The 25,098-nt window shown below is 35.6% G+C and carries 24 protein-coding genes and 1 riboswitch; of the genes, 10 read left to right on the top strand and 14 right to left on the bottom strand.

Annotated elements, in window-relative coordinates:
• Window positions 1–220: 220 nt before the first annotated feature.
• Window positions 221–321: riboswitch (TPP riboswitch) on the top strand.
• A 238-nt stretch (window positions 322–559) separates the two neighbouring features.
• Genes HHH54_RS07345 through HHH54_RS07335 form a run of 3 tightly spaced genes read left to right on the top strand, consistent with a single transcriptional unit; the run spans window position 560 to window position 3,338 of the window.
• Window positions 560–1,135, top strand: a complete 576-nt coding sequence (locus HHH54_RS07345; protein ID WP_198618198.1) for an ECF transporter S component — start codon at window positions 560–562, stop codon at window positions 1,133–1,135.
• Window positions 1,136–1,147: 12 nt separating this feature from the next.
• Window positions 1,148–2,554, top strand: coding sequence for an ABC transporter ATP-binding protein (locus HHH54_RS07340; RefSeq protein WP_198618197.1), 1,407 nt, complete (start codon window positions 1,148–1,150; stop codon window positions 2,552–2,554).
• Window positions 2,547–3,338, top strand: a complete 792-nt coding sequence (locus HHH54_RS07335; protein ID WP_198618196.1) for an energy-coupling factor transporter transmembrane component T family protein — start codon at window positions 2,547–2,549, stop codon at window positions 3,336–3,338. Before HHH54_RS07340 ends, HHH54_RS07335 begins: the two co-directional genes overlap by 8 nt.
• Window positions 3,339–3,473: 135 nt before the next feature.
• On the opposite strand, the gene purD is transcribed toward HHH54_RS07335, so the two are convergent.
• From purD to purE, 11 genes are read right to left on the bottom strand one after another with little or no spacing between them, the layout of a single operon-like run.
• Window positions 3,474–4,718 carry a phosphoribosylamine--glycine ligase gene (gene purD / locus HHH54_RS07330; RefSeq protein ID WP_198618195.1) on the bottom strand — a complete coding sequence of 415 codons (1,245 nt, stop codon included), beginning with the start codon at window positions 4,716–4,718 and terminating at the stop codon, window positions 3,474–3,476.
• Between the two features lie 18 nt (window positions 4,719–4,736).
• Window positions 4,737–6,218, bottom strand: a complete 1,482-nt coding sequence (purH, locus tag HHH54_RS07325) for a bifunctional phosphoribosylaminoimidazolecarboxamide formyltransferase/IMP cyclohydrolase (protein ID WP_198618194.1) — start codon at window positions 6,216–6,218, stop codon at window positions 4,737–4,739.
• 13 nt (window positions 6,219–6,231) lie between these two features.
• The gene (gene purN, locus HHH54_RS07320) at window positions 6,232–6,798 is read right to left on the bottom strand and encodes a phosphoribosylglycinamide formyltransferase (protein ID WP_198618193.1); all 567 of its coding nucleotides are present in this window, start codon (window positions 6,796–6,798) and stop codon (window positions 6,232–6,234) included.
• Window positions 6,798–7,829 (bottom strand): phosphoribosylformylglycinamidine cyclo-ligase, encoded by a 1,032-nt coding sequence (purM, locus tag HHH54_RS07315; RefSeq protein WP_198618192.1) that lies wholly within the window; start codon window positions 7,827–7,829, stop codon window positions 6,798–6,800. Before purM ends, purN begins: the two co-directional genes overlap by 1 nt.
• A gap of 3 nt (window positions 7,830–7,832) precedes the next feature.
• On the bottom strand, window positions 7,833–9,254 hold the full coding sequence (purF, locus tag HHH54_RS07310; protein ID WP_198618191.1) for an amidophosphoribosyltransferase: 1,422 nt from the start codon (window positions 9,252–9,254) through the stop codon (window positions 7,833–7,835).
• Window positions 9,233–11,422: a phosphoribosylformylglycinamidine synthase subunit PurL gene (gene purL, locus HHH54_RS07305; RefSeq protein ID WP_198618190.1), complete on the bottom strand. Its 2,190-nt coding sequence runs from the start codon at window positions 11,420–11,422 to the stop codon at window positions 9,233–9,235. The genes purF and purL overlap by 22 nt, the downstream gene beginning before the upstream one ends.
• Entirely contained in the window at window positions 11,415–12,086 is a 672-nt protein-coding gene (purQ, locus tag HHH54_RS07300; RefSeq protein WP_198618189.1) for a phosphoribosylformylglycinamidine synthase subunit PurQ, read from the bottom strand. The genes purL and purQ overlap by 8 nt, the downstream gene beginning before the upstream one ends.
• 1 nt (window position 12,087) lies before the next feature.
• Window positions 12,088–12,348, bottom strand: a complete 261-nt coding sequence (gene purS, locus HHH54_RS07295) for a phosphoribosylformylglycinamidine synthase subunit PurS (protein ID WP_198618188.1) — start codon at window positions 12,346–12,348, stop codon at window positions 12,088–12,090.
• Window positions 12,349–12,350: 2 nt separating this feature from the next.
• A complete protein-coding gene (purC, locus tag HHH54_RS07290; protein ID WP_198618187.1) occupies window positions 12,351–13,052 on the bottom strand; it encodes a phosphoribosylaminoimidazolesuccinocarboxamide synthase in 702 nt (233 codons plus the stop codon).
• The gene (gene purK, locus HHH54_RS07285) at window positions 13,052–14,182 is read right to left on the bottom strand and encodes a 5-(carboxyamino)imidazole ribonucleotide synthase (protein ID WP_198618186.1); all 1,131 of its coding nucleotides are present in this window, start codon (window positions 14,180–14,182) and stop codon (window positions 13,052–13,054) included. The genes purC and purK overlap by 1 nt, the downstream gene beginning before the upstream one ends.
• Window positions 14,169–14,651, bottom strand: a complete 483-nt coding sequence (gene purE / locus HHH54_RS07280; RefSeq protein WP_198618185.1) for a 5-(carboxyamino)imidazole ribonucleotide mutase — start codon at window positions 14,649–14,651, stop codon at window positions 14,169–14,171. Before purE ends, purK begins: the two co-directional genes overlap by 14 nt.
• 208 nt (window positions 14,652–14,859) lie before the next feature.
• Between purE and folD the strand changes: the two genes are divergently transcribed.
• Window positions 14,860–15,717 carry a bifunctional methylenetetrahydrofolate dehydrogenase/methenyltetrahydrofolate cyclohydrolase FolD gene (folD, locus tag HHH54_RS07275; RefSeq protein WP_198618184.1) on the top strand — a complete coding sequence of 286 codons (858 nt, stop codon included), beginning with the start codon at window positions 14,860–14,862 and terminating at the stop codon, window positions 15,715–15,717.
• Window positions 15,718–15,780: 63 nt separating this feature from the next.
• On the opposite strand, the gene HHH54_RS07270 is transcribed toward folD, so the two are convergent.
• Complete coding sequence (locus tag HHH54_RS07270; RefSeq protein ID WP_198618183.1) at window positions 15,781–16,926, bottom strand: globin domain-containing protein; 1,146 nt, start codon at window positions 16,924–16,926, stop codon at window positions 15,781–15,783.
• 261 nt (window positions 16,927–17,187) lie between these two features.
• On the opposite strand from HHH54_RS07270, the gene HHH54_RS07265 reads away from it, so the two are divergent.
• The 6 genes from HHH54_RS07265 to HHH54_RS07240 all read left to right on the top strand — a co-directional run bounded on the left by HHH54_RS07265 (window position 17,188) and on the right by HHH54_RS07240 (window position 22,917).
• A complete protein-coding gene (locus HHH54_RS07265; RefSeq protein ID WP_198618182.1) occupies window positions 17,188–17,520 on the top strand; it encodes a DUF5011 domain-containing protein in 333 nt (110 codons plus the stop codon).
• Window positions 17,521–17,953: 433 nt separating this feature from the next.
• On the top strand, window positions 17,954–19,042 hold the full coding sequence (gene qoxA / locus HHH54_RS07260; RefSeq protein ID WP_198618181.1) for a cytochrome aa3 quinol oxidase subunit II: 1,089 nt from the start codon (window positions 17,954–17,956) through the stop codon (window positions 19,040–19,042).
• 2 nt (window positions 19,043–19,044) lie between these two features.
• The gene (qoxB, locus tag HHH54_RS07255) at window positions 19,045–21,033 is read left to right on the top strand and encodes a cytochrome aa3 quinol oxidase subunit I (RefSeq protein ID WP_198618205.1); all 1,989 of its coding nucleotides are present in this window, start codon (window positions 19,045–19,047) and stop codon (window positions 21,031–21,033) included.
• Window positions 21,023–21,628, top strand: coding sequence for a cytochrome aa3 quinol oxidase subunit III (qoxC, locus tag HHH54_RS07250; RefSeq protein ID WP_198618180.1), 606 nt, complete (start codon window positions 21,023–21,025; stop codon window positions 21,626–21,628). Before qoxB ends, qoxC begins: the two co-directional genes overlap by 11 nt.
• Window positions 21,625–21,915: a cytochrome aa3 quinol oxidase subunit IV gene (qoxD, locus tag HHH54_RS07245; protein ID WP_198618179.1), complete on the top strand. Its 291-nt coding sequence runs from the start codon at window positions 21,625–21,627 to the stop codon at window positions 21,913–21,915. The genes qoxC and qoxD overlap by 4 nt, the downstream gene beginning before the upstream one ends.
• A 96-nt stretch (window positions 21,916–22,011) precedes the next feature.
• On the top strand, window positions 22,012–22,917 hold the full coding sequence (locus tag HHH54_RS07240; protein WP_198618178.1) for a nucleoside hydrolase: 906 nt from the start codon (window positions 22,012–22,014) through the stop codon (window positions 22,915–22,917).
• A 72-nt stretch (window positions 22,918–22,989) separates the two neighbouring features.
• Here HHH54_RS07240 and HHH54_RS07235 read toward each other — a convergent pair whose 3' ends face one another.
• Together HHH54_RS07235 and HHH54_RS07230 are read right to left on the bottom strand one after the other, a co-directional pair.
• On the bottom strand, window positions 22,990–23,652 hold the full coding sequence (locus tag HHH54_RS07235; protein WP_198618177.1) for a PepSY domain-containing protein: 663 nt from the start codon (window positions 23,650–23,652) through the stop codon (window positions 22,990–22,992).
• 106 nt (window positions 23,653–23,758) lie between these two features.
• Window positions 23,759–25,090, bottom strand: coding sequence for a glycosyltransferase (locus HHH54_RS07230; RefSeq protein ID WP_198618176.1), 1,332 nt, complete (start codon window positions 25,088–25,090; stop codon window positions 23,759–23,761).
• Between the last annotated feature and the right edge of the window lie 8 nt (window positions 25,091–25,098).

The raw sequence follows: 25,098 nt of genomic DNA, 5'->3' as shown, positions 1-25,098 counted from the left end.
GATTGTCTAGCACAATTAAGGAAGTTAGATAACATGGTGTTATTTAACTTCCTTTTTTAGATTTCTGTCAACATCGGTTGGCAAACACAAGACATAATAAGTTTCTATTTTAGTTACTCGGTATTTTTTATTCATTTATAATTTCGGACGCAAAAACGCTCTATAATATGCGGTTTCTTGACTTTTCTAAGTGAACGGTGTACAGTAACTATGACAATTAAATTCGCACTAGGGGTGTGTATGCTGAGATGAGGCTTTTACCTCAAACCCTTTGAACCTGAACTAGGTGATACTAGCGTAGGAAAGTGTAGTCAGAACTAATAAGCATTACGCTTGTTCAACTCTGATTAGCGGTGTCCCAACCTCATGGTATATGGGGTCATTAGGATAACGCTTTTTTATAATGACAATATATCATTAATTCCTACGCACAGCTCAGTATGAGACATGTGCGTTTTTTATTTGCAACAACTACTAATGCTTAATGCTAATATATGGATGTTAAATAATATCCGACAATCTGGATTGGCGTTATCAATATTTAAGGAGGACATTTAAAATGAAGAAAGGATTAACACTTTCGGATATTTTAGTAACCGTATTAATTTCTGTTATTTTCGCGGTAATTTACAACTTATGGTGGATAGTTAACAATACGGTTCAACCACTTGGTTTACATATCGATCAACTGATGTACGGTATGTGGTTTAGTGCAGCTGTTGTAGCATATTTAATTATTCCTAAAATGGGAATCGCTTTACTTGCTGAGTTTGCAGCTGGCGCTGGGGAAACAATTATGATGGGACGTTTCGATATCCCTACTATCATTTATGCATTATTACAAGGGTTGGCTTGTGAAATTGTATTTGCAATCTTCCGTTATAAATCACGTGCTTTAATTGTAGCCATCCTTGCTGGTATGGCAGCTGCAATTATTAGCTTACCTATTGATTGGTACTACGGTTATTTAAACGAAGTAGCAACTTGGAACTTAATTTTATTAATTTCGTTCCGTGTGATTAGTGGTGCAGTGCTTGCTGGTATTTTCCCATATTACCTTGTAAAAGCACTCGATCGAACAGGGGTAACTAAACTATTCCGCCCCGCTTCAAAAGATGATTATGATACTTTATAAGGAGCATTTAAAGTGTTAAAAGTTAAAAATTTACGCTTGAAATATCCAAGTGCAGACTACAAAATTTTTGACGGCATTGATATTGAAATTAAACCTAAAGAAAAAGTACTTTTACTTGGGCCCTCTGGCTCAGGTAAGAGTACTTTGCTTAATGTATTAAGTGGTATCGTGCCTGAATTAATTGATTTACCAATGAAATATGATGAACTTCAAATTTCTAAACAAAGTGGAGTCATTTTCCAAGATCCCGACGCACAATTTTGTATGCCACAGGTTAATGAAGAACTTGCATTTATTCTTGAAAATAGACAAGTTCCTCGTAAAGAAATGGATCCGTTAATACTAGATGCACTGAAGCGTGTCCATTTAAATGTAAATCCAAAGCAAAATATCAACCAACTCAGTGGTGGTATGAAACAAAAATTAGCGATTGCTGGAACACTATTACAAAATACAGATACACTATTTTTAGATGAACCGACTGCAATGCTTGACGTAGATGCGACTGAAAATCTATGGACATTACTTAAAGACATTTGGCACGATCAGACCGTGTTAATTGTAGAGCATAAAGTCGAACATATTTGGCAACATGTCGACCGTGTTATTTTAATGAATCATCAAGGTCAGATTATTCAACAAGGAGAACCTGACTATATTTTAAATCATTACGAAGATTTGCTTACTGAATACGGAGTGTGGCATCCTAAAGCTTGGGATAACGCACCAAAGCCACTTCCACTATCAGAGACCATACCAAATACGTTTAGTTATCAGTTTAACAAAGGTGCTATTCAAAGAGGAAAAAAGAAATTATATGATGTTTCTAATTTTGAAATAAAGCCTGGTGAGTGGATTACACTGACAGGTAAAAATGGAACCGGTAAAACCACATTATTTGAATCCATGATGCAGCTTTTAAAATACAAGGGGACAATGTATTACAATGAACGCAAATTAACTCAGCTTAAAGATGCAGCTAACCATATGTATTTGGTTTATCAAAATCCAGAATTGCAATTTATTCAAAATACAGTTTATGATGAAATATTTGTTAATTATGACCATTCAGATCATGAACAAGCTCAAACGTTAACGCATAAAATGTTAGAGCTTTTGGACTTAAGTCATGTAAAAAAACAACATCCATTCGAGCTTTCTATGGGACAAAAAAGACGTCTTAGTGTAGCAACTGCGCTCAGCACGAATGCTGATATTATCTTATTAGATGAGCCTACATTCGGTTTAGATAGTCACAATACATTTAAACTTATCCGTTTATTTCATGAGCGTATTCAACAAGGTCAAACCATAGTCATGATCACACACGACCCTCATATTATTCAACGATATCCAACACGTCATTTTGAAATCGAAAATGGTGCATTGTTTGAACGTGAGGTGAAGCATCATGATTGAATCATGGAAACTTAAATATACATTTATGGATCGTGTTAATATCATTACTAAACTATTTTTAGGTATTGGCTTGTTTTTCTTTATTATATTTATTCATAACTTTGATTTCATGATATACCTAGCTGCTATCATGCTTATCTTTTTACTATGTGTCAACGGCACAAAATGGAAAGTTGTTTTCGTATTTCTGAGCTTCTCCATTTTATTTGCGTTATCTTCTTCGTTGTTTATGATTTTTTATGGTGACGGACAGCATGTATTATTACAGTTTGGTTTTGTAAAAATTACTACTGAAAGTTTAGTTCGAGGCTTACATTTATCGCTTAGAACAATGGTGATAAGCTTTTTTGGGTTATCTATTGCCTTTACATCTCAGGTCATTATGATTTTTTATAGTTTAATGCAACACCTTAAAGTTAAACCTAAAGTTGCTTACGCATTTATGGCTGCTTTTCGTATGATTCCGTTGATGATAGAATCACTTTTCCAATTGCGCAATGCTTTAAAAATGCGTTATCAAATGATAGATAACAAGAATTATTCTGGTTTTAAACGCTTAAATCATTTACTTATCCCATTGCTCAGTCAAAACATTCGTAAAGCACATCGTTTATCTGTAGCAATGGAGAAAAAAGGATTTAAAGATGGGCCGCGAACATACTATTATCACGTGCCTTTCTCTTATAGAGATTTGGTACTAGTAGGTCTTGTAATACTATTTGTTGCCCTAGCATTTTTATTAACACAGTATTTACCAATTACCCACATTACTGACGTAAGATAATTTAAAACTTGCTTTTTCATGATCTCGAAGATATGAAAAGGCAGTATTGGTTTGCTTTCCCGTTTATATTAAAAACCAATTATAACAAAAAGAACCATGAATCATTTATGAAACATTGATTCATGGTTCTTTTTGTTATGCTTTTATTGCTTTATGTGCAATATCGTGTCGATAAAAAAGATTATCGCTTTGAATTTTTTTCGCGTAGTCGTATGCACTATCTTTAGCATTCATAATGGTATCACCTGTACCTATTGCTAATATGACACGACCACCTGAAGTCACAAATTGATCTCCTTCACGTTTTAATCCACTTACAAAGTAATGATCTAAATCGTTTTCAAATCCAGTAACTGCATGTCCCTTCTCGTAACTTCCAGGATATCCTTTTGACGCAAGCATTACACCAACGACAGATTCCGATTTCCACTTCATTTGAATTGGTGCTTTTGACTCTAATTGAAGGATGTGCTCCATTAAGTCGCTGTCAAGACGATGAAGTAATACTTGAGCTTCGGGATCACCAAATCGCGCATTAAACTCAATCACTTTCGGACCTTCTTTAGTGAGAATGGCCCCAATATACAGTAGACCCATAAAATCATAGCCTTCTGCTTGCATAGCACGCGCAATAGGTTGAGCAATCTTTTCATTTGTCTCTTTCAACACATCATTTGAAATATGAGGCACCGGGCAATATGCACCCATTCCTCCAGTATTCGGACCTTCATCATTATCAAACGCACGCTTATGATCTTGTGCAATTGTGTCAAATGGAACAGCGTAATCACCATTAACAAAAGTCATTAATGAAAATTCTTCACCTTCTAAAAATTGTTCAAACACAACTTTACTATTTTCTTCAGGATATAATGTTTCTACAGCTTGCTTTGCTTCTTCACGCGTTTCCGCAATAATAACGCCTTTACCTGCTGCAAGCCCATCTTTCTTCAAAACAATTGGTAACTCACAATCTTTAATATATTCTAATGCTTGTGCTTTTTGATTTATTTCTTCATAAGTTGCTGTAGGGATTTGATACTTTGCCATTAAACGTTTGGCGAATGCTTTTGATGACTCAATCTGAGCAGCTTCTTGATTCGGTCCAAACACTTTGATTCCAGCTTCTCTTAATAAATTACCTAAACCATCAGTAAGTGGTTGTTCTGGACCAATAACTACCCATTCAACCTTGTTTGATTTTGCAAATTGTAAAATAGCATCATGATCATTTTCCGCAATGTCTTGATGTATTTCAGCTACTTTAGTCATTGCATCATTCCCAGGAATAGCATAAACTTTTGAAACTAAACGAGAATCATTTAACTTATAAGCTAATGCGTGCTCACGACCTCCACTACCAATAACAAGAACGTGCATATGATAGACCTCCTATGATTAATGTTTAAAGTGACGCATACCTGTTGTAACCATTGCAATGCCATAACGGTTTGCCATATCTATTGAATCCTGATCTTTGATAGAGCCTCCAGGTTGTATAATTGCTTTAATTCCTGCTTTTGCAGCTGTTTCTACAGTATCATCCATTGGGAAAAATCCGTCAGATGCTAAAATGACATTATCATTAATTTCAATTGCACGATCAATTGCAATTTCTGCTGAACCTACACGATTCATCTGACCTGCTCCTACACCAACTGTTTGATGATCATTTGCGAGTACAATTGCATTACTTTTAACTGCTTTTACAACTTGCCAACCTAACAATAATGCGTTCCATTGTTCATCAGTAGGTGCGACCTCAGTCACAACTTTCATATCCTCTTTTTTTACATCAAAGTGATCTTTATCTTGTACAAGATAGCCACCAGAAACTGATACAAATTCTTTCTCATCTTGGTCTTCTGTCATTTCGATTTCAAGTAAACGAATATTTTTCTTTTGTTCAAGAATGTTTCGAGCTTCTGGTTCAAATTCAGGTGCAATAATAACTTCTAAAAAGATTTCATGAAGCGATTCTGCTAAATCGCGTGTCACTGGACGATTTAAAGCTACAATACCACCGAAAATAGATTGGCTATCCGCTTCATAAGCATGTTGATATGCTTCTTCAATTGTATTGCCGATACCTACACCACAAGGGTTCATATGTTTCACTGCTACAGCAGCAGGAATATCGAACTTTTTAACTAAGTTTAGTGCTGCATCCGCATCTTTTATATTGTTATAGCTTAGCTGTTTACCATGGAGTTGATTTGCTCCCGCTAAAGTATTTTTAGCTTGAGAAGTACGAATAAATTCTGCAGACTGCTGTGGATTTTCTCCATAACGTAAGGTTTCAGTATTTTGATTAAAAAATTGAACAATTGCACGATCATATTCAAAGGTATGTTGGAATACTTTAATCATTAGTGATTTGCGGAAGTTCTCATCTAACATATTATTTTGAATACGCGAAATTACTTCATCATAATCAGAAGGATGTACAATTGTCGTCACATGTTTAAAGTTTTTAGCTGCAGCGCGCAACATCGTTGGTCCACCAATATCAATATTTTCGATTGCATCCATTTCTATTACATCTGGGTTTGCAACAGTCTCTTTAAACGGGTACAAATTCACAACAACCATATCAATTAAGTCAATATTTTGTGCTTTCAATTGTTCTAAATGTTCAGGTTTATCTCGATCAGCTAAGATTCCACCATGTACAGCTGGATGTAATGTTTTCACACGGCCATCCATAATTTCTTCAAACTGTGTTAATTCTGAAACTGAAGACACAGTGACGCCTGCTTCTTGAATTTTACGGTAAGTTCCTCCTGTTGAATAAAGTGTATACCCTTCTTTCACAAGAGCTTTCGCAAATTCAACGATACCTGTTTTATCCGAAACACTTAAAATTGCTTTTTTTCCCATTACTCTTGACTCCTTATTGAATGATCTTTTGAATAACTTCTGGATATAATTCATACTCTAATGCTTTAATTCGATTTTCAAGTTGTTCATGTGTATCTTCTCGATATATCGGACAGTGACGTTGTTCAATAATTTGTCCCGTATCCATACCTTCATCAACATAATGAACTGTTGAACCTGTTTCAGTATCCCCACTGTTTAACGCTTGTCCGACTGCATCTTTACCTTTATATTTCGGTAATAACGAAGGATGTATATTTAAGATTTTCCCCTCATACGCTTGTAATAACGTAGGTCCAATTAGACGCATGTAACCTGCTAAAATAATCCACTCGACATTTTCTGTTTTTAATTGATTTAATACATCTTGTTCATAGTCGGTTTTAGATGCATATGTTTTAGGTTCATACACATGCACTGTGACATGATGACGTTTTGCAAGTTGAATGCACGATGCATGAGGTTGGTCTGTATACAAAGCAGTCACTTCAATGTTTGTTAACACACCAGATTCGATACGATTCATAATATTATCAAAATTTGTACCAGAACCTGATGCGAAGATTGCTACTTTTTTCACTATAATGCCTCCGTTAAACGAATTGGCGTATCCTCTTCAGCAATACGTCCGATTGTATAGGCATCAACTTGTTCTTTTTTAAGAATCTCATGAACTTTCGCTTCGTCTTCTTTTGCAACAACTAACGTATAACCAATGCCCATGTTGAAGATGTGATACATTTCATCAGTATCAATTCCACCAACTTCTTGTAACCAATCAAAGACTTTCGGCGTAGGAAAAGCTGTTGTATCTATCACTGCTGTTTTTCCTTCTGGTAATGCACGTGGTATATTTTCATAAAATCCTCCGCCAGTGATATGAGTCATTGCTTTAATACTAACGGATTCTTTTATTTTTAATACAGGTTTTACATAAAGTGCAGTCGGTGTTAAAAATGTGTCTAAATATGTCTGTTCGTTGTCAAATTTATCATTAACATCAATGTTAGACTGGTCAATTAAACGTCGAACTAAACTATAGCCATTAGAATGGATACCGCTCGATGCTAGGCCAATAACTACATCATCCGTTTTAACGTTAGAGCCATCAATGTAGTCAGATTTTTCAACTGCTCCTACTGCAAAACCAGCAACGTCGTATTCACCTTCACCATACATCTCACCCATCTCAGCTGTTTCGCCACCGATTAAAGCAGTATTGGTCGCTTCACAACCATCACTAATACCTTTAACAATTTGTTCTATCGTTTCTGGTACTACTTTATTCGCTGCGATATAATCTAGAAAGTATAAAGGTTCTGCTCCTGTAGTTAAAATGTCATTTACACACATTGCTACTGCATCAATACCAATTGTGTCGTGACGGTCATGATCAATTGCTAATTTAAGTTTTGTACCAACACCATCCGTGCCTGATACTAAAACTGGTGCTTTCATACCTAATTGTGATAAATCAAATGTTGCACCAAATCCACCTAAGCCACCTAAAACTTCTTTACGCATTGTGCGCTCAACGTGACTAGACATTCTTTTTACAGCTTCATATCCTGCTTCAATATCTACGCCTGCTTTTTTATACGAATCAGCCATTGGTTACACTCCTCTTCTTTTCAGTTCTTTTGCTTCTGGTAGTTGATGGTCTACGATTTCTATTGGGTAGTTTCCTGTAAAGCACGCATCACACTCACCTTTAGAGTCAAAACTTCTAAATACGTCATGCATACCTTCAACTGATAAATAAGTTAAAGAATCCGCACCTATCATTTCTTTAATTTCATCTACTGAATATTGCGCCGCCATGAGTTCTGCGTGCGTTGATACATCAATACCGTAATAACATGGATCTTTTAATGGAGGTGATGAGATACCCATGTGTACTTCTTTAGCTCCTGCATTTTTTAAAGCTTTAACAATATATTTACTTGTTGTGCCACGTACGATTGAATCATCAATCACTACTACACGCTTACCTTCAATAACGTCTCTAATCGGAGCATGCTTCATACGCACTTGACGTTCACGCACTGATTGGTCTGGTGTAATAAATGTCCGCCCAATGTATCGATTTTTAAGTAAACCTTGCTCGTTAGGTATACCTGTTTGTTCTGAAAATCCTTTTGCTGCTTGCAAGGAAGAATCTGGAACACCAATCACAATATCAGCATCGACACCCATTTCTTCAGCAAGACGACGGCCTAAAGCTTTTCTCACATTATAAATAGAATGTTTGTGGAATTCTGAATCAGGTCGTGCAAAATACACATATTCCATTGAACACATACGGTGACCAATATCTGAAGAATACGTATCATAGTCAATATCATGTTCACCATAAAACGTTATTAATTCACCTGGCTCAATATCCCTAATATATTCAGCACCAATTGCAGTAAACGCACAAGTCTCACTAGCAACACAATACGCACCATCTACTTTTCCAAGCATTAATGGGCGCACACCGCGATTATCTCGTGTCACAGTCAATTGATTTTCATTTAAAATCACACAGCTAAATGCACCTTTTACTTGATTTAAAGCTGCTTTTTGATTCGTTTTGATATTTTTAGATTTACCTTTGATTAATAAATGTGCCAATACTTCGGAATCACTTGTCGTTTGGAAGATGCCACCTTCAGATTCTATTGCACGTCGTATTTGTCTTGCATTTGTAAGATTTCCATTATGTGCTAAACCTAAATCACCTTTAGAGTGTTTAAACAAGAAAGGTTGAACATTTGATATTTCACTTGCACCTGTTGTGGCATAACGGACATGACCGATTGCATTGTGATAACCTTCTAAAGATTTCAATTGCTCATCTGAAATAGCTTCAGTTAAGAGGCCCATGCCTCGTGCACCGAATAGTTGTTCACCATTCGAGCACACGATACCAGCACCCTCTTGTCCTCTATGTTGAAGGCTATGCAGCGCCATATACGTTAAATATGCTGCATGTGGATGATTCCATACACCAAAAACTCCGCATTCTTCATTTAGTCCACGGATGTCATGCATGACTCGATTGCCCCTTCCCATTTTTGTTTCAATTCAGATGTACGACGTTCAATGGTGTGATCACTAGATACAACTTTAAAATCATCTGTATCAGTCAATGTACCAATTTCAACGGCACCCTCAATGTTAATATTTTGATCTTTTTTAACAGCGACAACATAACGCCCTTGTGTTTCGCTGAATAATTGTGATTTAGATAAATCTACTTTTGCGTCTAATCCTAAATTATAAAATGCACTCATTCGAGCAAGTGTGACAAGTAAACCACCTTTACCTACAGTTTGTACATGTGAAATAGCACCATTTTGTACTGCTTCACGAATTGCCTCACCTTTTTGTGCTTCATCTTTTAAATCTACTTCAGAAACTTCATGGTTTACTTGACCATATAATAATTTTTCAATTTGACTTCCACCAAAATCACTTTTTGTCTCACCAATCACATATAATCGGTCACCTACACTTGGTGTAAAATCATTTAAATAATCAATATTTTCAATCAATCCGACCATTCCAACAACTGGTGTTGGGAATATAGAAGAAGTTCTTGTTTCGTTATATAAAGAAACATTACCAGACACAACTGGTGTTTCTAAAGTTTCACATGCTTCTGCCATACCACGTGTGGAATCGATAAGCTGTTGATAAATATTTTTCTTCTCAGGTGAACCGTAGTTAAGACAGTCTGTCATTGCTAAAGGTTTGGCACCTACTGCAATTAAATTACGATATGCTTCAGCAACTACCATTTTTCCACCTTCATAAGGATCGTTAAAGACATAACGCGCTTCCCCATCAATAGTTGATGCAATCGCTTTATTTGTTCCTTCTACACGTACAACAGAAGCCTGTAGTCCAGGTTTAACAACAGTATTTGCACCTACTTGTTGATCGTATTGGTTATAAAGATAGCGTTTTGACGCGATTGTTGGATGTGTCAGTAAACGTTCAAAAACATCTTCAACATCTATATCATCGTATTGATTCGCTGGCTTGTTATGTTCTAATTTTTCACCTTCTAAAATATATACAGGTGCTTCATCAGCTAATGGTTCGACAGGAATATCTGCAAATGTTTCGCCTTCATATGTTAAAAGGAAGCGATTGTCATCGGTAACTTGTCCAATTACAGCACTATCTAATTCATGTTTATCAAAAAGGTCTAAAAACTTTTGTTCTGTTCCTTTCTCTACGACAAGTAACATACGCTCTTGCGTCTCAGATAACATCATTTCATAGGGCGAAATACCTTTTTCACGTACTGGTACTTTCTCTAATTCAAGGTGAATACCACTACCGCCTTTAGCTGCCATTTCAGATGAAGATGATGTTAAACCAGCAGCACCCATATCTTGAATACCTACAAGCTCTTTATAAGTAATCGCCTCAAGTGTAGCTTCCATTAATTTTTTCCCTACAAATGGGTCGCCAATTTGTACAGATGGACGTTTGTTTTCACTTTCTTCTGTGAGCTCTTCTGACGCAAATGTCGCACCGTGGATGCCGTCACGTCCAGTTTTAAGGCCAACATAAATGACTGAGTTACCAGCACCTTTAGCAGTACCCTTTTGGATCATATCGTGATCAATAACACCCACACACATTGCATTGACTAGCGGGTTGCCATCGTAACGTTCATCAAACTCGATTTCACCTGCAGTTGTTGGAATTCCAATACAGTTACCATAGCCACCGATACCTGCTACAACACCACGTAATAAACGACGGTTTGTTTTTTCAGTAAGTTCACCAAAACGTAAACTGTTTAATAAATTAATTGGTCTTGCACCAATCGATACGATGTCGCGAATGATACCGCCAACACCTGTTGCAGCACCTTGATACGGTTCAATCGCTGAAGGGTGGTTATGAGATTCAACTTTAAATACCACTGCTTGTTTATCGCCAATATCAACTACTCCTGCACCTTCACCAGGTCCCATTAATACATGCTCACCTGTCGTTGGGAATTGTTTCAAGAAAGGTTTAGAGTGTTTATATGAGCAATGCTCACTCCACATTACAGAGAAAATTCCAGTTTCTGTAAAATTTGGATCGCGACCCAAAATAGATTGGACTTTTTCAAATTCTGAATCACTTAACCCCATATCACGATAAAGTTTTTCTAACTTCACTTCTTCTGCAGTCGGTTCTAAAAATTTAGGCATTTTGTTCCCTCCAACTTTTTACCATTGATTCGAATAATTTAACACCATTGTCTGTACCTAATATTTTCTCTAACGCACGCTCAGGATGCGGCATCATTCCACAAACATTTCCTTTTTCATTCACAATACCCGCAATGTCGTCATAAGATCCATTAGGATTATCCGCATACTTTAGAATAATTTGATTATTCTCAACTAATTGATTATACATTTCTTCTGTACAATAATAATGACCTTCACCATGAGCAACTGGGTAAACCACTTCTTCTCCTTCACCATATAAGTTTGTAAAAGGAGTTTGATTATTTACTACATTTAATACTTCATTACGACTTACAAATAAATGAGAGTCATTATGCAATAAAGCACCAGGGAGCAATCCTATTTCTGTTAAAATTTGAAAACCATTACATACCCCTAACACTGGTTTCCCTTCTTCAGCTAAACGTTTAACCTCTTTAATAACTGGCGCAACACTTGCTACCGCACCTGATCGTAAATAATCTCCAAATGAAAATCCACCAGGGATTAATACCCCATCAAAACCTTCTAAAGACTCTTTACGATAGTCTACATATTCTGCATCTACACCTGATTTAATTGCCGCATTGTACATATCACGGTCACAATTAGATCCAGGAAATCTAAGGACAGCAAACTTCATTTTATGCATTCTCCTTTTCATCCAAAACTTTATAGCTGTATTCTTCAATCACTGTATTCGCAAATAACTTTTCACTTAGTGTTGTGATCACATTATGAACCGCTTCATCAGTCGCTTCATCTATAGTCATGTAGAGGACTTTACCAACTCGGATATCGTTAACTTGCTCATATCCTAAGTCATGCACAGCTCTATTTAAAGCTTGACCTTGTGTATCTAAAACTTGTGGTTGTAATGTAACGTGTAATTCGATTGTTTTCATGATTAGATTTCCTCCAATTTATTTAAAAATGTTTGATATGTTTCAATTAAAGATCCTGTATCTTCTCTATATACGTCTTTATCAAAGTTTTCGTGTGTTTTTTCATCCCATATGCGACACGTATCTGGTGAAATTTCATCCGCTAATAAAATTTGACCTTGTGCATCTTTTCCAAATTCAATTTTATAATCCACTAAGATTAATCCCATTGATTGCATCAACTTAACAAGTGCTTTATTAACTTGTAATGCTTTTGATTTAATTTGCGCAATTTCAGCATCATTTGCAATATTTAACAATTTAATATGATCTTCTGTGATAAGTGGGTCATTTAAATCATCATTCTTATAGAAAAACTCTACAAGTGGTTGTTCAAAGCGCATGCCTTTTTCGAATCCTAGACGTTTTGTAATTGATCCTGCTGCAACATTTCGAACGACAACCTCTAAAGGAATAATGTCTACTGCTTTAACTAACTGTTCTGTTTCAGAAAGTTGCTTAATAAAATGGCTCTCGACACCTTCTTGATGAACATAATCAAATATTTTTGATGTAATTTGATTATTTAACTTTCCTTTACCGATCATTTGATCTTTTTTTGCGCCATTACCTGCTGTTACTTCATCTTTATACTCAATACGTAACGCTTCAGGATTTTCAGTAGTGTAAACTCTTTTTGCTTTACCTTCATATAATAAACTCATTATTCCTTGTCTCTCCCTTCAAACGTTTCAAGCATACGTTGTTCTGTTTGATTTACATCATTTGTAAGTAGCGTCATATGTCCCATCTTTCTTAAAGGTTTACGCTCTGTTTTACCATAGATATGAACATGCCATTCTGGATGATTGTAAAATTCATTTTCAAGTAAATCTAAATCTTTACCTAATAGGTTCATCATCACTGCTGGTTTTAACAGTTCAATCTGATTCGGTAACTGCTGTCCTGTTACAGCTAAAATATGTGTATCAAACTGCGAATAATCACATGCTTCTATCGAATAATGTCCGGAATTATGTGGTCTAGGGGCAATTTCATTCACATAAAGATGATCGGATTGATCAATAAAAAACTCTACTGTAAATGTCCCTACGAAGTGAATTGCTTTTGCAATTTTTTCAACTTCTTGACGCGCTTCTAATTCCTTGTCGGAACGAGCAGGTACTATCGTTTTAAATAAAATCTGATCTCGATGTTCATTTTCTTGAAGAGGGAAAAATATAGTTTGTGCATCCTTACCAATCGTCACTGTTAACGAAACTTCTTTCTTTAAATCTAAAAATTGTTCGGCTACACATTCTTGATTAGAAATAAGTTGATATGCTTCATCAAACTGCTCAGAAGACTGTACTAGAATTTGGCCTTTTCCATCATAGCCTCCAAAACGCGTTTTGAGCATAAATGGAAAACCTAACTCATCAGCTGCTTGTGTTAAATCCGCTTCATTTGTAACCTGAATAAAAGGGACAACATGCGCACCTGCTTTTTGTAGCGACTGTTTTTCTGTTAGTCGATCTTGAAGTAATTGAATCGCTTGATAGCCTTGAGGTACGTTATACTGGTCAACTAATTGTTTTAATTGTTCAGCTGCAATATTTTCAAACTCATATGTGATGACATCTGACAATGTCCCTAACTCTTTTAAAGCATCCATATCATCATACGCTGCCTCTATAAATTGATGTGCGACATTTTGACATGGACACTCTGGGTCTGGGTCTAATACGACAACACGAAATCCCATTTTTTGTGCAGATTGTGCCATCATCTTACCGAGTTGGCCACCTCCGATAATGCCAATCGTTTGTCCAAACTTTAATTTATTGAAGTTCATCTTGCATAGCCTCCACTTTGTCCACTAAAGACTTCTCATATGACTCTAAACGTTGTTGTACTTTCTCATTTGTCATACCTATCATTCGTGTTGCTAAGATACCAGCATTTTTAGCACCTGCTTTACCAATTGCAGTTGTAGCTACTGGTATACCTCCCGGCATTTGAACAATGGATAATAATGAATCTAATCCTTTTAAACTTTTGGATTCAATTGGTACGCCTATAACAGGTAGTGTTGTCATAGATGCAACCATTCCTGGTAAATGTGCTGCTCCACCTGCTCCTGCGATAATAATTGAATATCCATTTTGGCGTGCTTCAGATGCAAATGAGACCATCGTGTGTGGCGTACGATGTGCTGAAACAACCTTTTTATCGTACGGGATATCAAATGTTTCTAACATGTCACACGCTTCACGCATAATGTCCCAATCTGAAGAACTCCCCATGATGACAGCTACCTTCACTTATGAACACCCTTTCAAAAATTTGAAATTTAATGATTAATCGATGTATATTACAGGTATAGCATAACAAGGATAGATGCTTTTTTCAATGCAAAAATCGAACTTTACTAAGTAAAATAACTTTATATTTCGTATTTTACTAAAATATTGGTATCATTTGATATGTACCATTCGTAAAGTTTGAATTAATCAAAGGAGGATATTTTTTATGAGTGCAAAAATTTTAGACGGCAAACAAATTGCTAAAGATTACAGACAAGGACTACAAGATGAAGTAGAAAAACTAAAAGAAAAAGGGTACACACCAAAACTTTCTGTTATTCTTGTAGGTAATGACGGCGCAAGTCAAAGTTATGTACGTTCTAAAAAGAAAGCAGCAGAAAAAATCGGTATGATTTCAGAAGTGATTCATTTAGATGAAGATACATCTGAAGCTGATGTTTTAAAAGAATTAGATCGTTTAAACAACGATGACACTGTTAGTGGTATTCTAGTGCAAGTACCATTACCAAAACAAGTTGACGAGCAAAAAGTATTAGATGCGATCGATCCTGATAAAGATGTTGATGGTTTCCATCCTATTAATATCGGACGCTTATATTTAGATGAAGCTAAATTAATCCCTTGTACGCCACTTGGTGTAATGGAACTTTTAAAACATGCTGATATCGATTTAGAAGGCAAAGATGCTGTAGTGATTGGTCGTAGCCATATTGTCGGTCAACCTGTAGCTAAACTTTTAACTCAAAAAAATGCAACAGTTACTGTACTACATTCACGTAGTCAAAATGTACGCGAACACCTTAAAAATGCAGATGTTATTGTAAGTGCTGTAGGTCGTCCAGGTATGGTAACTAAAGACGATGTTAAAGAAGGTGCTGTAGTGATTGATGTTGGTAATACACCAGATGAAAACGGAAAACTTAAAGGGGACGTTGAATACGACGAAGTTAAAGAAATCGCTGGTGCAATTACTCCTGTACCAGGCGGTGTAGGTCCAATGACTATTACTATGGTTTTAAATAACACTCTCATTGCTGAAAAAATGCGTCGTGGTCTTGAATAATAAAGTTAAACACCGCTAAGGAGAACCTTGGCGGTGTTTTTTGATTGACTATGTTATTTTGTATTATACATCAACACTTAGACGAGGAACGAATGTCTCAAAATGAATTTGATTTTCACTAACGTTTAGTGACTCTAATTCTTTAATCATAGATTTTAAGAAAGGTGTGCCTCCGCAAATATAAACCTCAGTATCGTCTAAAAGATATGATTTAAGTTCATTTGCTTCTAGATATCCTTCTTTATCACGTAAATGAACATGTAATGATGCATTTGTGTTTTCATCAGTAATTGATTTTAAAGTTTCCTCAAAAGCAACATCCTCTTTAGAAGCGGCTACATTGATAAATTGTGATTTAGGACTTTCTTTAGCTGCTTTTCGATACATTGAAACAAGTGGTGTAACCCCTACTCCAGATCCTAAGAATAGCTGAGGTTTATCCACTTGATGTACTCTAAAGCCACCAACAGGTGCAGATAAATTAATTAAGTCGCCTTCTTTAAACTCATCATGGAGGATAGTTGAAACTTCACCTTCATGACCCTCACTTGCTTCACGACGTACACCGAATGTTAAAAATCCTTGCCCACCGTCAACTATAGAATAGTGACGTTTCGCACGGTATGGCAATTTATCACTCGAAACATCTACTGTAATATATTCACCTGGTTCATATTGGCTGAAATCATATTCATCTGAAACTACTGTAAAAGCTTTAATATTATGCGTAATATCTTCAATTTTTTCAATTTTAAATGGTTTAAAGCCTTGCCACATCATGTTCGCATAAATTTCTTTTTCAATACCAATAAAAGCATCAGCGATAACACCATATGCTTTTGCCCATGTTTTGATAATTGGATGATTTTCATCAATTCCTACAACATCTTGAATCGCAGCGAGTAAGTTTTCACCTACAATTGGATAGTGTTCTTCTCGTACATCAAGAGCACAATGTTTATAACCAATTTCTTTAACAATAGGTACAATTGGCGTAAAGTCTTCAATATTCATTGCTGCTGCTAAAACAGAATGCGCTAAAGCCGTAGATTGAAAACCTTTCTTTTGGTTCGTTTGATTAAACATATTGCGTAATTCAGGGTGTTGCGTAAACATTCTGTTATAAAACTTTGAAGTTATTTCTGTCCCTTTTTCTTTCAATACTGGAACTGTTTCTAAAATAATTCCTTTTTCTTCTTGCGTTAACATACAATCACTCCTGTAGTAATGATTAGCTTTTTATATAATCTTATAACACAATTAATATAAGATGAAACGACCTGTTATATCCGTTTTAAATAATCTCAAATTTGCATTTTAAAAACTAGATGTTCCACGCTATATTTGAGTTATAAGATAATACACTTTTATTAAGTTTTTAAAGATGATAGGTCTTTCGAATGATTTTTTTCATAGCGCCCCGATATATAATACTTAATGATGATACATAGAAGGAGGAGAAAGGATCTTATGAAAAAAATACTTCAATCATTATCAGCAATAGGTGTCTCCGCTACACTTGTTACTCCTCACCTTAGCGCTGAAGCCACAACTAACACCATTCCTTCAATAAAGGGAGCTGACCACCTCACACTAAAAGTCGGTCAATCTTACCATCCACTAGAAGGTGTTTCAGCTTATGATAAAGAAGACGGCGACCTTACTGATAAGATACAGGTTAATGGTTTTGTCGATACTTCCACACGCGGTATCTATCAATTAGAATATAAAGTTATTGATTCTGATGGTGCCACTCAGACTTCAACGCGCACAATTGAAGTTGTAGAAAGTGAATCCAACTAAATTGAAGTAACGTTATATTGGGGTTGAGATGTTGTTCATAAATATTTAAAATGACTACTTTTAAATTATCTCAACCTCTTTACTATTATCTTTTAATTTACCTGACCATCTTTTCATCAAAAGTATAACGCTCAATTCTCTCTTTGTGTATGAGTATATTCCCTATAATCACTTATAAAACTCCCTTTAACTGACGAACAAATGGTCAAAAAAACTATTTTTACATCAAATTCCTTCATTAATGTTACACTATTTCAGTTTTCACAAAATGTACACATAATTTTAATAATCTTTTAAACCCTTGCTATCCCTAGAGTCTCAAGGGTTCTCTCTAATTTTTTAATATATTTTATTAAAATGCCCCTTGTAAATATTACATATTATTTTAAAATTAATGTAAGCCCTACAATTGTAGTATTAGGAGGTCAATAAAGTGTCAAAATTTAAGTCTATACTTCTTGCAGTTGGAACACTATTTTTACTTGCGGGCTGTTCTAACATGGAAGTTCTTAACCCAAAAGGGCCAATGGCTTACGATTCAAGATTTTTGATTGTATACTCAATTATCTTTATGGTAGCCATTGTTGTCGTAGTACTTATTTTATTCGCTATTTTTACGTATAAGTATCGCTACACGAATAATCGCGAATCAGGTAAAGTACATCACAGTGTTTTACTTGAAACAGTATGGTTCATTATCCCTGTAATTATCTTAATTGCATTAATGATTCCAACTGTTCGATCATTGTACCTTTATGAAGAACCACCAAAATCTGAAGATGATCCTATGGTCATTTACGCAGTGAGCGGTGGATACAAATGGTTCTTTGCTTATCCTGAAGAAAAAATCGAAACGGTTAACCATTTAACTATTCCAGTTGATCGTCCGGTTACTTTTAAACTTCAAGCAATGGATACAATGACAAGTTTCTGGGTCCCACAACTTGGTGGTCAAAAATATGCTATGACTGCTATGACTATGCAATGGACTTATGAAGCACATGAAGAAGGAACATACCGTGGTCGTAACTCAAACTTCAACGGTGAAGGCTTCTCTAGACATACATTTAATGTAGATGCAGTAAGCCAAAGTGAGTATGATCAATGGGTAAAAGAAGCACAATCAAAACCAACACTTTCTCAAGATACATTTGATAAGCAACTTTTACCAATCACTAAAAATAAAGCGTTGACATTTAGTGGTACACATATGGATTTCGTAGATCCAGCAGCTGATCCTGAGTATATCTTCTATGCTTATGATCGTTTCAACTATGAGCCTAAAGATCCAAACTTCTATGACGATACAAAAGGTGTATTAGATAAACCAAAAAAACCAGCTCGTCAACCACAAGTCACAAATGTTAACTACGAACGTCATGGTATGAAGATTAATCTTCTGAAAAACGATGAACCGTACAACAACGAGTTCAAAAAAGAAGAAGCACATACTATGGACGAAATGGAGTCTATGCAAAAAGGTGCTAAAGAAGAAGCACATGAAAGCGGAGGTGGACATTAATGTTGGACTTTCCATGGAATGAGCTTTTAGTAAAAGGTAACTGGATGATTACAATGGCTCAGATTGGTGCGCCTTTCTTAGTTATTGGTGTCATCGCTGCTATCACATACTTTAAGCTTTGGGGATATTTATATAAGGAATGGTTCACGTCGGTCGACCACAAAAAAATTGGGCTTATGTACTTAATTTGTGCAGTTTTAATGTTCGTACGTGGTGGTATTGACGCACTACTTATTCGTATTCAATTAGCTGTACCAAACAACCCATTCTTAAGCTCAAATCACTACAACGAGATTTTCTCAACTCACGGTGTAATCATGATTATATTCATGGCGATGCCTTTAGTTATTGGTTTAATGAATATCATTATTCCATTACAAATTGGTGCACGTGACGTTGCATTCCCAGTATTAAATAATATTAGTTTCTGGTTATTCGTAGCAGGTATGTTACTATTCAATATTTCATTTATTATTGGTGGCTCTCCTGCTGCTGGTTGGACAAACTATGCACCTCTTGCAGGTGAGTTTAGTCCAGGACCTGGTGTAAACTATTACTTAATTGCAATTCAAATTGCTGGTCTCGGCACATTGGCAACTGGTGTTAACTTCTTCGTAACAATTATGCGACTAAAAACACCTTCAATGACATTCATGCAAATGCCGATGTTTGTTGTGACTACATTTGTAACAATGCTAATCATTATTTTAGCATTCCCACCATTAACAGTTGCATTAGCACTTATGACTACTGACAGAATCTTTGACACTGCATTCTTTACAGTAGCAAATGGTGGTATGCCAATGCTATGGGCAAACTTCTTCTGGGTATGGGGGCACCCTGAAGTTTATATCCTTGTATTACCAGCATTCGGTATTTATTCAGAAATTATTCCAACGTTTGCACGTAAACGTTTATTCGGACATCAAAGTATGGTATGGGCAACTGGTGGTATCGCATTCTTAAGTTTCTTAGTTTGGGTTCACCACTTCTATACAATGGGTAACGGTGCACTCGTTAACTCATTCTTCTCAATTACAACAATGTTAATTGCCGTACCAACAGGTGTTAAAATCTTTAACTGGTTATTTACGTTACACAAAGGACGTATTACATTTGAATCACCAATGCTATTCTCATTAGCATTCATTCCGAACTTCGTTATCGGTGGTGTAACTGGTGTTATGTTAGCGATGGCGTCAGCTGACTATCAATACCATAATACTTACTTCTTAGTTTCACACTTCCACTACACAATTGTAGCGGGTGTTGTATTTGCAGCGTTTGCAGCTATGATTTTCTGGTATCCAAAAGCAATGGGATACAAGCTATTTGAAAAACCAAACAAATGGTTCTTCTGGATCTTTATGATTGGTTTCAATGTGACATTCTTACCTCAGTACATTTTAGGTCTTGACGGAATGCCACGTCGTTTATACACTTACATGCCTGAAGATGGTTGGTACTTATTAAACCTTATTTCATCTATCGGTGCAGCATTAATGGCAATTGGTTTCTTAATCTTTGTTGGTAATATCGTCTACAGTCATATTAAAGCACCACGTGAAGCAACTGGTGATAACTGGAATGGTCTAGGTCGTGGTTTAGAGTGGTCAACTGCTTCAGCAATTCCACCTAAATACAACTTTGCGATTACTCCAGATTGGGACGATATCGATTCATTCGTTGAAATGAAAGCACAAGGTCGTCACTACTTAGATAATCACAATTATAGTGACATTCATATGCCTAACAATACTCATATTGGATTCTGGATGGGTCTCTTCTTCTTAATTGGCGGTTTCTTCTTAGTATTCGAGACAATCTTACCAGCTATCCTTTCATTAGTAGGTATCTTTGGTCTTATGCTTTGGAGAAGTTTCCAACAAGATCATGGTTACCATATTCCAGCAAGTGAAGTTGCTGAAACAGAAGCACGTTTAAGAAAAGCACGTCAAGAAGAAAGGGAGGCAATGAGCCATGAGTCATAATGTTAATACAATTGATTCACGTACGCATGAAGGAAATTTAAATAAGCTCGGTTTCTGGATCTTCCTTACAGCTGAATTTGCCCTTTTCGGTACGCTTTTCGCAACACTATTAACACTACAACACGGTGGTGGCTACGGTGGTATGATGACTACCGAGTTGTTTGAATTACCACTTGTATTAATAATGACTTTCTTACTTTTAGCAAGTTCATATACTTGTGGTATTGCGATTTACTTTATGCGTCAAGAAAAGAAAAATTTATTAATGATTTGGATGATCATTACAGTACTACTTGGTGTTGGTTTCGTTGGATTTGAAATCTATGAGTTTGCGCATTACGCTCATGAAGGTGCTAACCCAACAGTAGGGTCGTACTGGTCTAGTTTCTTTATCTTACTAGGTACACACGGTGCCCACGTTTCACTTGGTATTGTTTGGATTACTGGTTTAATCATTCAAGTGGCAACACGTGGATTAAACAAATTTAATGCACCTAAATTATTTATAGCAAGTTTATACTGGCACTTTTTAGATGTTGTTTGGGTTTTCATCTTTACTGCCGTATATATGATAGGGATGGTGTATAGCGGATGAATACAATAGTTAAACATACAATCGGCTTTATTGCCTCAATCATTTTAACGTTACTCGCAGTATTCGTGACTCTTTACACATCAATGGCACTTAATGCTAAAATTACAATTATTTTTGGATTTGCATTCATCCAAGCTTTCCTTCAACTTCTTATGTTCATGCATTTAACTGAAGGTAAAGATGGTCGCTTACAACTTGCAAAAGTTATTTTCGCGATTATCATTACAATCGTTATTGTTGTCGGAACTTACTGGGTAATGCAAGGTGGACACAGTTCTCACCTATAATCATCCTGAAAAAAGCACTTGTGTTTAAACGACACAAGTGCTTTTCTTATACTTTTAAATCCGATTACAACTCTCTTCATTTAGGAGGCTGAAATTATGAAAAGACCTATTATTATAGATACTGATCCAGGTATAGATGATGCTGCTGCTATTGCTTTTGCGCTACATCATCCTAAGTTAGAGGTTAAGTTAATCTCAACTGTTCATGGCAATGTAAATGTGCATCAGACAACGCGTAATGCATTAAAACTCTTACAATTTTTTAGTCAATCTATCCCAGTGGTTCAAGGTCAAGCTACTCCCCTTTTACGTAAAGCCATTCATGCACCTCATGTTCATGGTGATAATGGATTAGCTGGATTCAACTTCGAAGAACCAACCACAACAACACAGGATGGTAACCCGTTACTTATAATGAGAGACACTATATTAAACTCGCCTCAACCTATCACACTCGTTCCTATCGGCCCATTAACTAACATTGCATTACTTTTAAAATCATTTCCAGAAGTACATCATCATATCGAATCGATTGTACTGATGGGCGGCAGTATAGGTAAGGGTAATGTGACAGAAGCAGCTGAATTCAATATATATGCCGATCCTGAAGCAGCGCATATCGTATTTTCTTTAGACATTCCGATTACAATGATTGGTTTAGACATTGTGCGCAAAAGTCAATTACCTTTTACATTACTACCTCAAATGAAAGAAATGAACCAAACAGGAAATATGTTATTCAACTTATTCAAACACTATCGTAATGAATCTTTAAAATATGGGTTAAATATATATGATGCATACACCATTATGTATTTATGTTATCCGGACCAATTTGAAACAGATTTCGCTCATGTCAGTGTTGAACTTAATGATTCTACATTATTAGGCCGAACTTATGTTGATTTTAATCATCCAGAAAAATCAGTAAACGTATTAACGTATATACACCATGATACCTTTGTTAAATACTTCACGGCATTATTGAAATACTGTCCATAAATTCAAGTATTAACAATTTGAATATCAAAAAAGAGGAATGGCTTTGAGTCATTCCCCTTCTTATTCCTATACTTAATTATCAGTTGAGATGATATCGCCAGATTTAGCGTCAAGTTTAACTTCTTTTTCATCTGTACCATCTAATAATTCAATTTCATATACGAATTGATTATCATCATGGCCTAATTTCCATTTTTTCAAATCACCTGAGACTTCGTCTTGAGCTTTTTTCACAGCGTCTTCATATTTGATTGCGTCATCATATTTAATTGTTTTCTCGTTATCATTATCGTCATCAGTGTCTTTATCAGTATTGATTACTTTATTGTCGGCATCTGAAACTTTAACTTCGCCTTCATCATTACCATTGACTAAGTCTATCTCATAGATCCATTCGCCATTATCTTTTTTATATTCGATGCTTGTTACATCGCCATCAAATGAATCTTTAGCTGTCTTCACAGCATCATTTGGTTCAGTCTTGACATCATTTACTGCGATAGTACGATCATTATTTGATGCATTTTTGTTTGTGTCATTATCAGTGTCTGTGTCATCATCTTTGTTTTGATCATCCTTGTCTTTAGAATTCTCGTTATTAGACTTGTCTGTTTGTTCAGTTTGATTATTAGATTGGTTGTTATCAGCATCTTTATTATCAGTATCGTTATCATTACCACACGCTGCTAACACAATCCCTGCTGATAATAATAAACCTAAAATCTTATACTTCATACATAAACCCTCCAACTTAATATTTTCTTTACATTATCTTTATACCCACTTCACAAAAAAAGTATTTATAAATAAATGCTTTTAAACATATTTTATGGAAAGACTCTTACTTTAACTGCGTATTTAGTTTTCCAATAACAGATGTAGATGGTTCTAAATTGCGATACACTTCAAGTAATTTTGCTTTTTCATTTTGCCAATTATATATTTGCTTTGCTGATTCTGTATTCTGTTTGAATGTTTGATATAATTCTTTATCATTAAGTAAAGTATTTACAGCATCAACAATATTTTGCACGTGATGTGGATCAATTGAAATTCCAACTTTATTATCTTCGACCACTTTTTTAATTTCTGGGAAGTTACTAGCCACTACCGGAACATGTGCCATAATGTATTCAAATAGCTTATTTGAGCTTGCTGAATAATGATTAAAACAAATATCTTGTAACACTTGAAAACCTAAATAAGCTTCGCGCGTTATACTTGGTAATTCTTGGAATGGCACTTTATCTAAAAAGTAGATACGATCTTTCGCAGGCGATTGCTCCGCTTGTGCTTTTAAAGGTTCAGTCAATTTACCTGCACCAATGAATACTAATACCCCTTCTTGAATTAACGGCATAGCTTCGATTAGTTTTTCAAGTCCTCTTCCTTGTTGTAAGCCTCCTTGGTATAATAGTATCTTTTCATCAGGAGCAATTCCTAATTTCTGATGTAAATCTATCTTTTTACGTTGCTCAATATCATATAACTCTGAGTAATTATAAAGCGTTTTAGGATAAAAGCCATATAATGTTTCATTATGTTTCGCACGTGTATGATTTTCTACCATCATTTCATCTACAAAGTGTAATAAGAAACGTTCAATTTTCTTAATTCGTTGAGGATTATAACCTGTACGATCCGATTGTACTTCGTGACTATCATAAATTAATGGCTTAGGCTTAAGTCTTAATTTTGCACAAACAATACCTTGTGGTAACGTATTTAAATCGTTGGAATGATAAATATCTGGATTTATAAGGTAGCCCTTTACAATCATTCTTGCAATAATAGCACTATTTACGATAAATTTTCGGACTTTACGTATTTTAATAGATGCTGCACCCGCAAGTAACATAATGAGATAACTACTTAAAATCATAAAATTAACATAGAATAGGCCAATAGCAATACTCACAGACACACCGCCAACAACGAGCAAAAATTTCTTTCCGTAGTCTGAGTATGCTTGTAGTAGCCAAGGATAACGTTTTACTCGGTGTACTCTAAATCGTTCTTGTACTTTTTCATATGCTTGTATCGCCGGGTTTTTAGGGTCATTAATTGCAATTAAATCAACATCATATCCCGCTTCAGCTAAAGCTGTACATTCACGATTAACACGCGCATCATTTGTAAAGTGATTCCATACAAACATGCCCACTTTTTTCATAATATCAT

Source organism: Staphylococcus canis, assembly GCF_016238445.1.
Taxonomy (GTDB): domain Bacteria; phylum Bacillota; class Bacilli; order Staphylococcales; family Staphylococcaceae; genus Staphylococcus; species Staphylococcus canis.
This window is presented reverse-complemented; position numbering and strand designations above follow the sequence as displayed.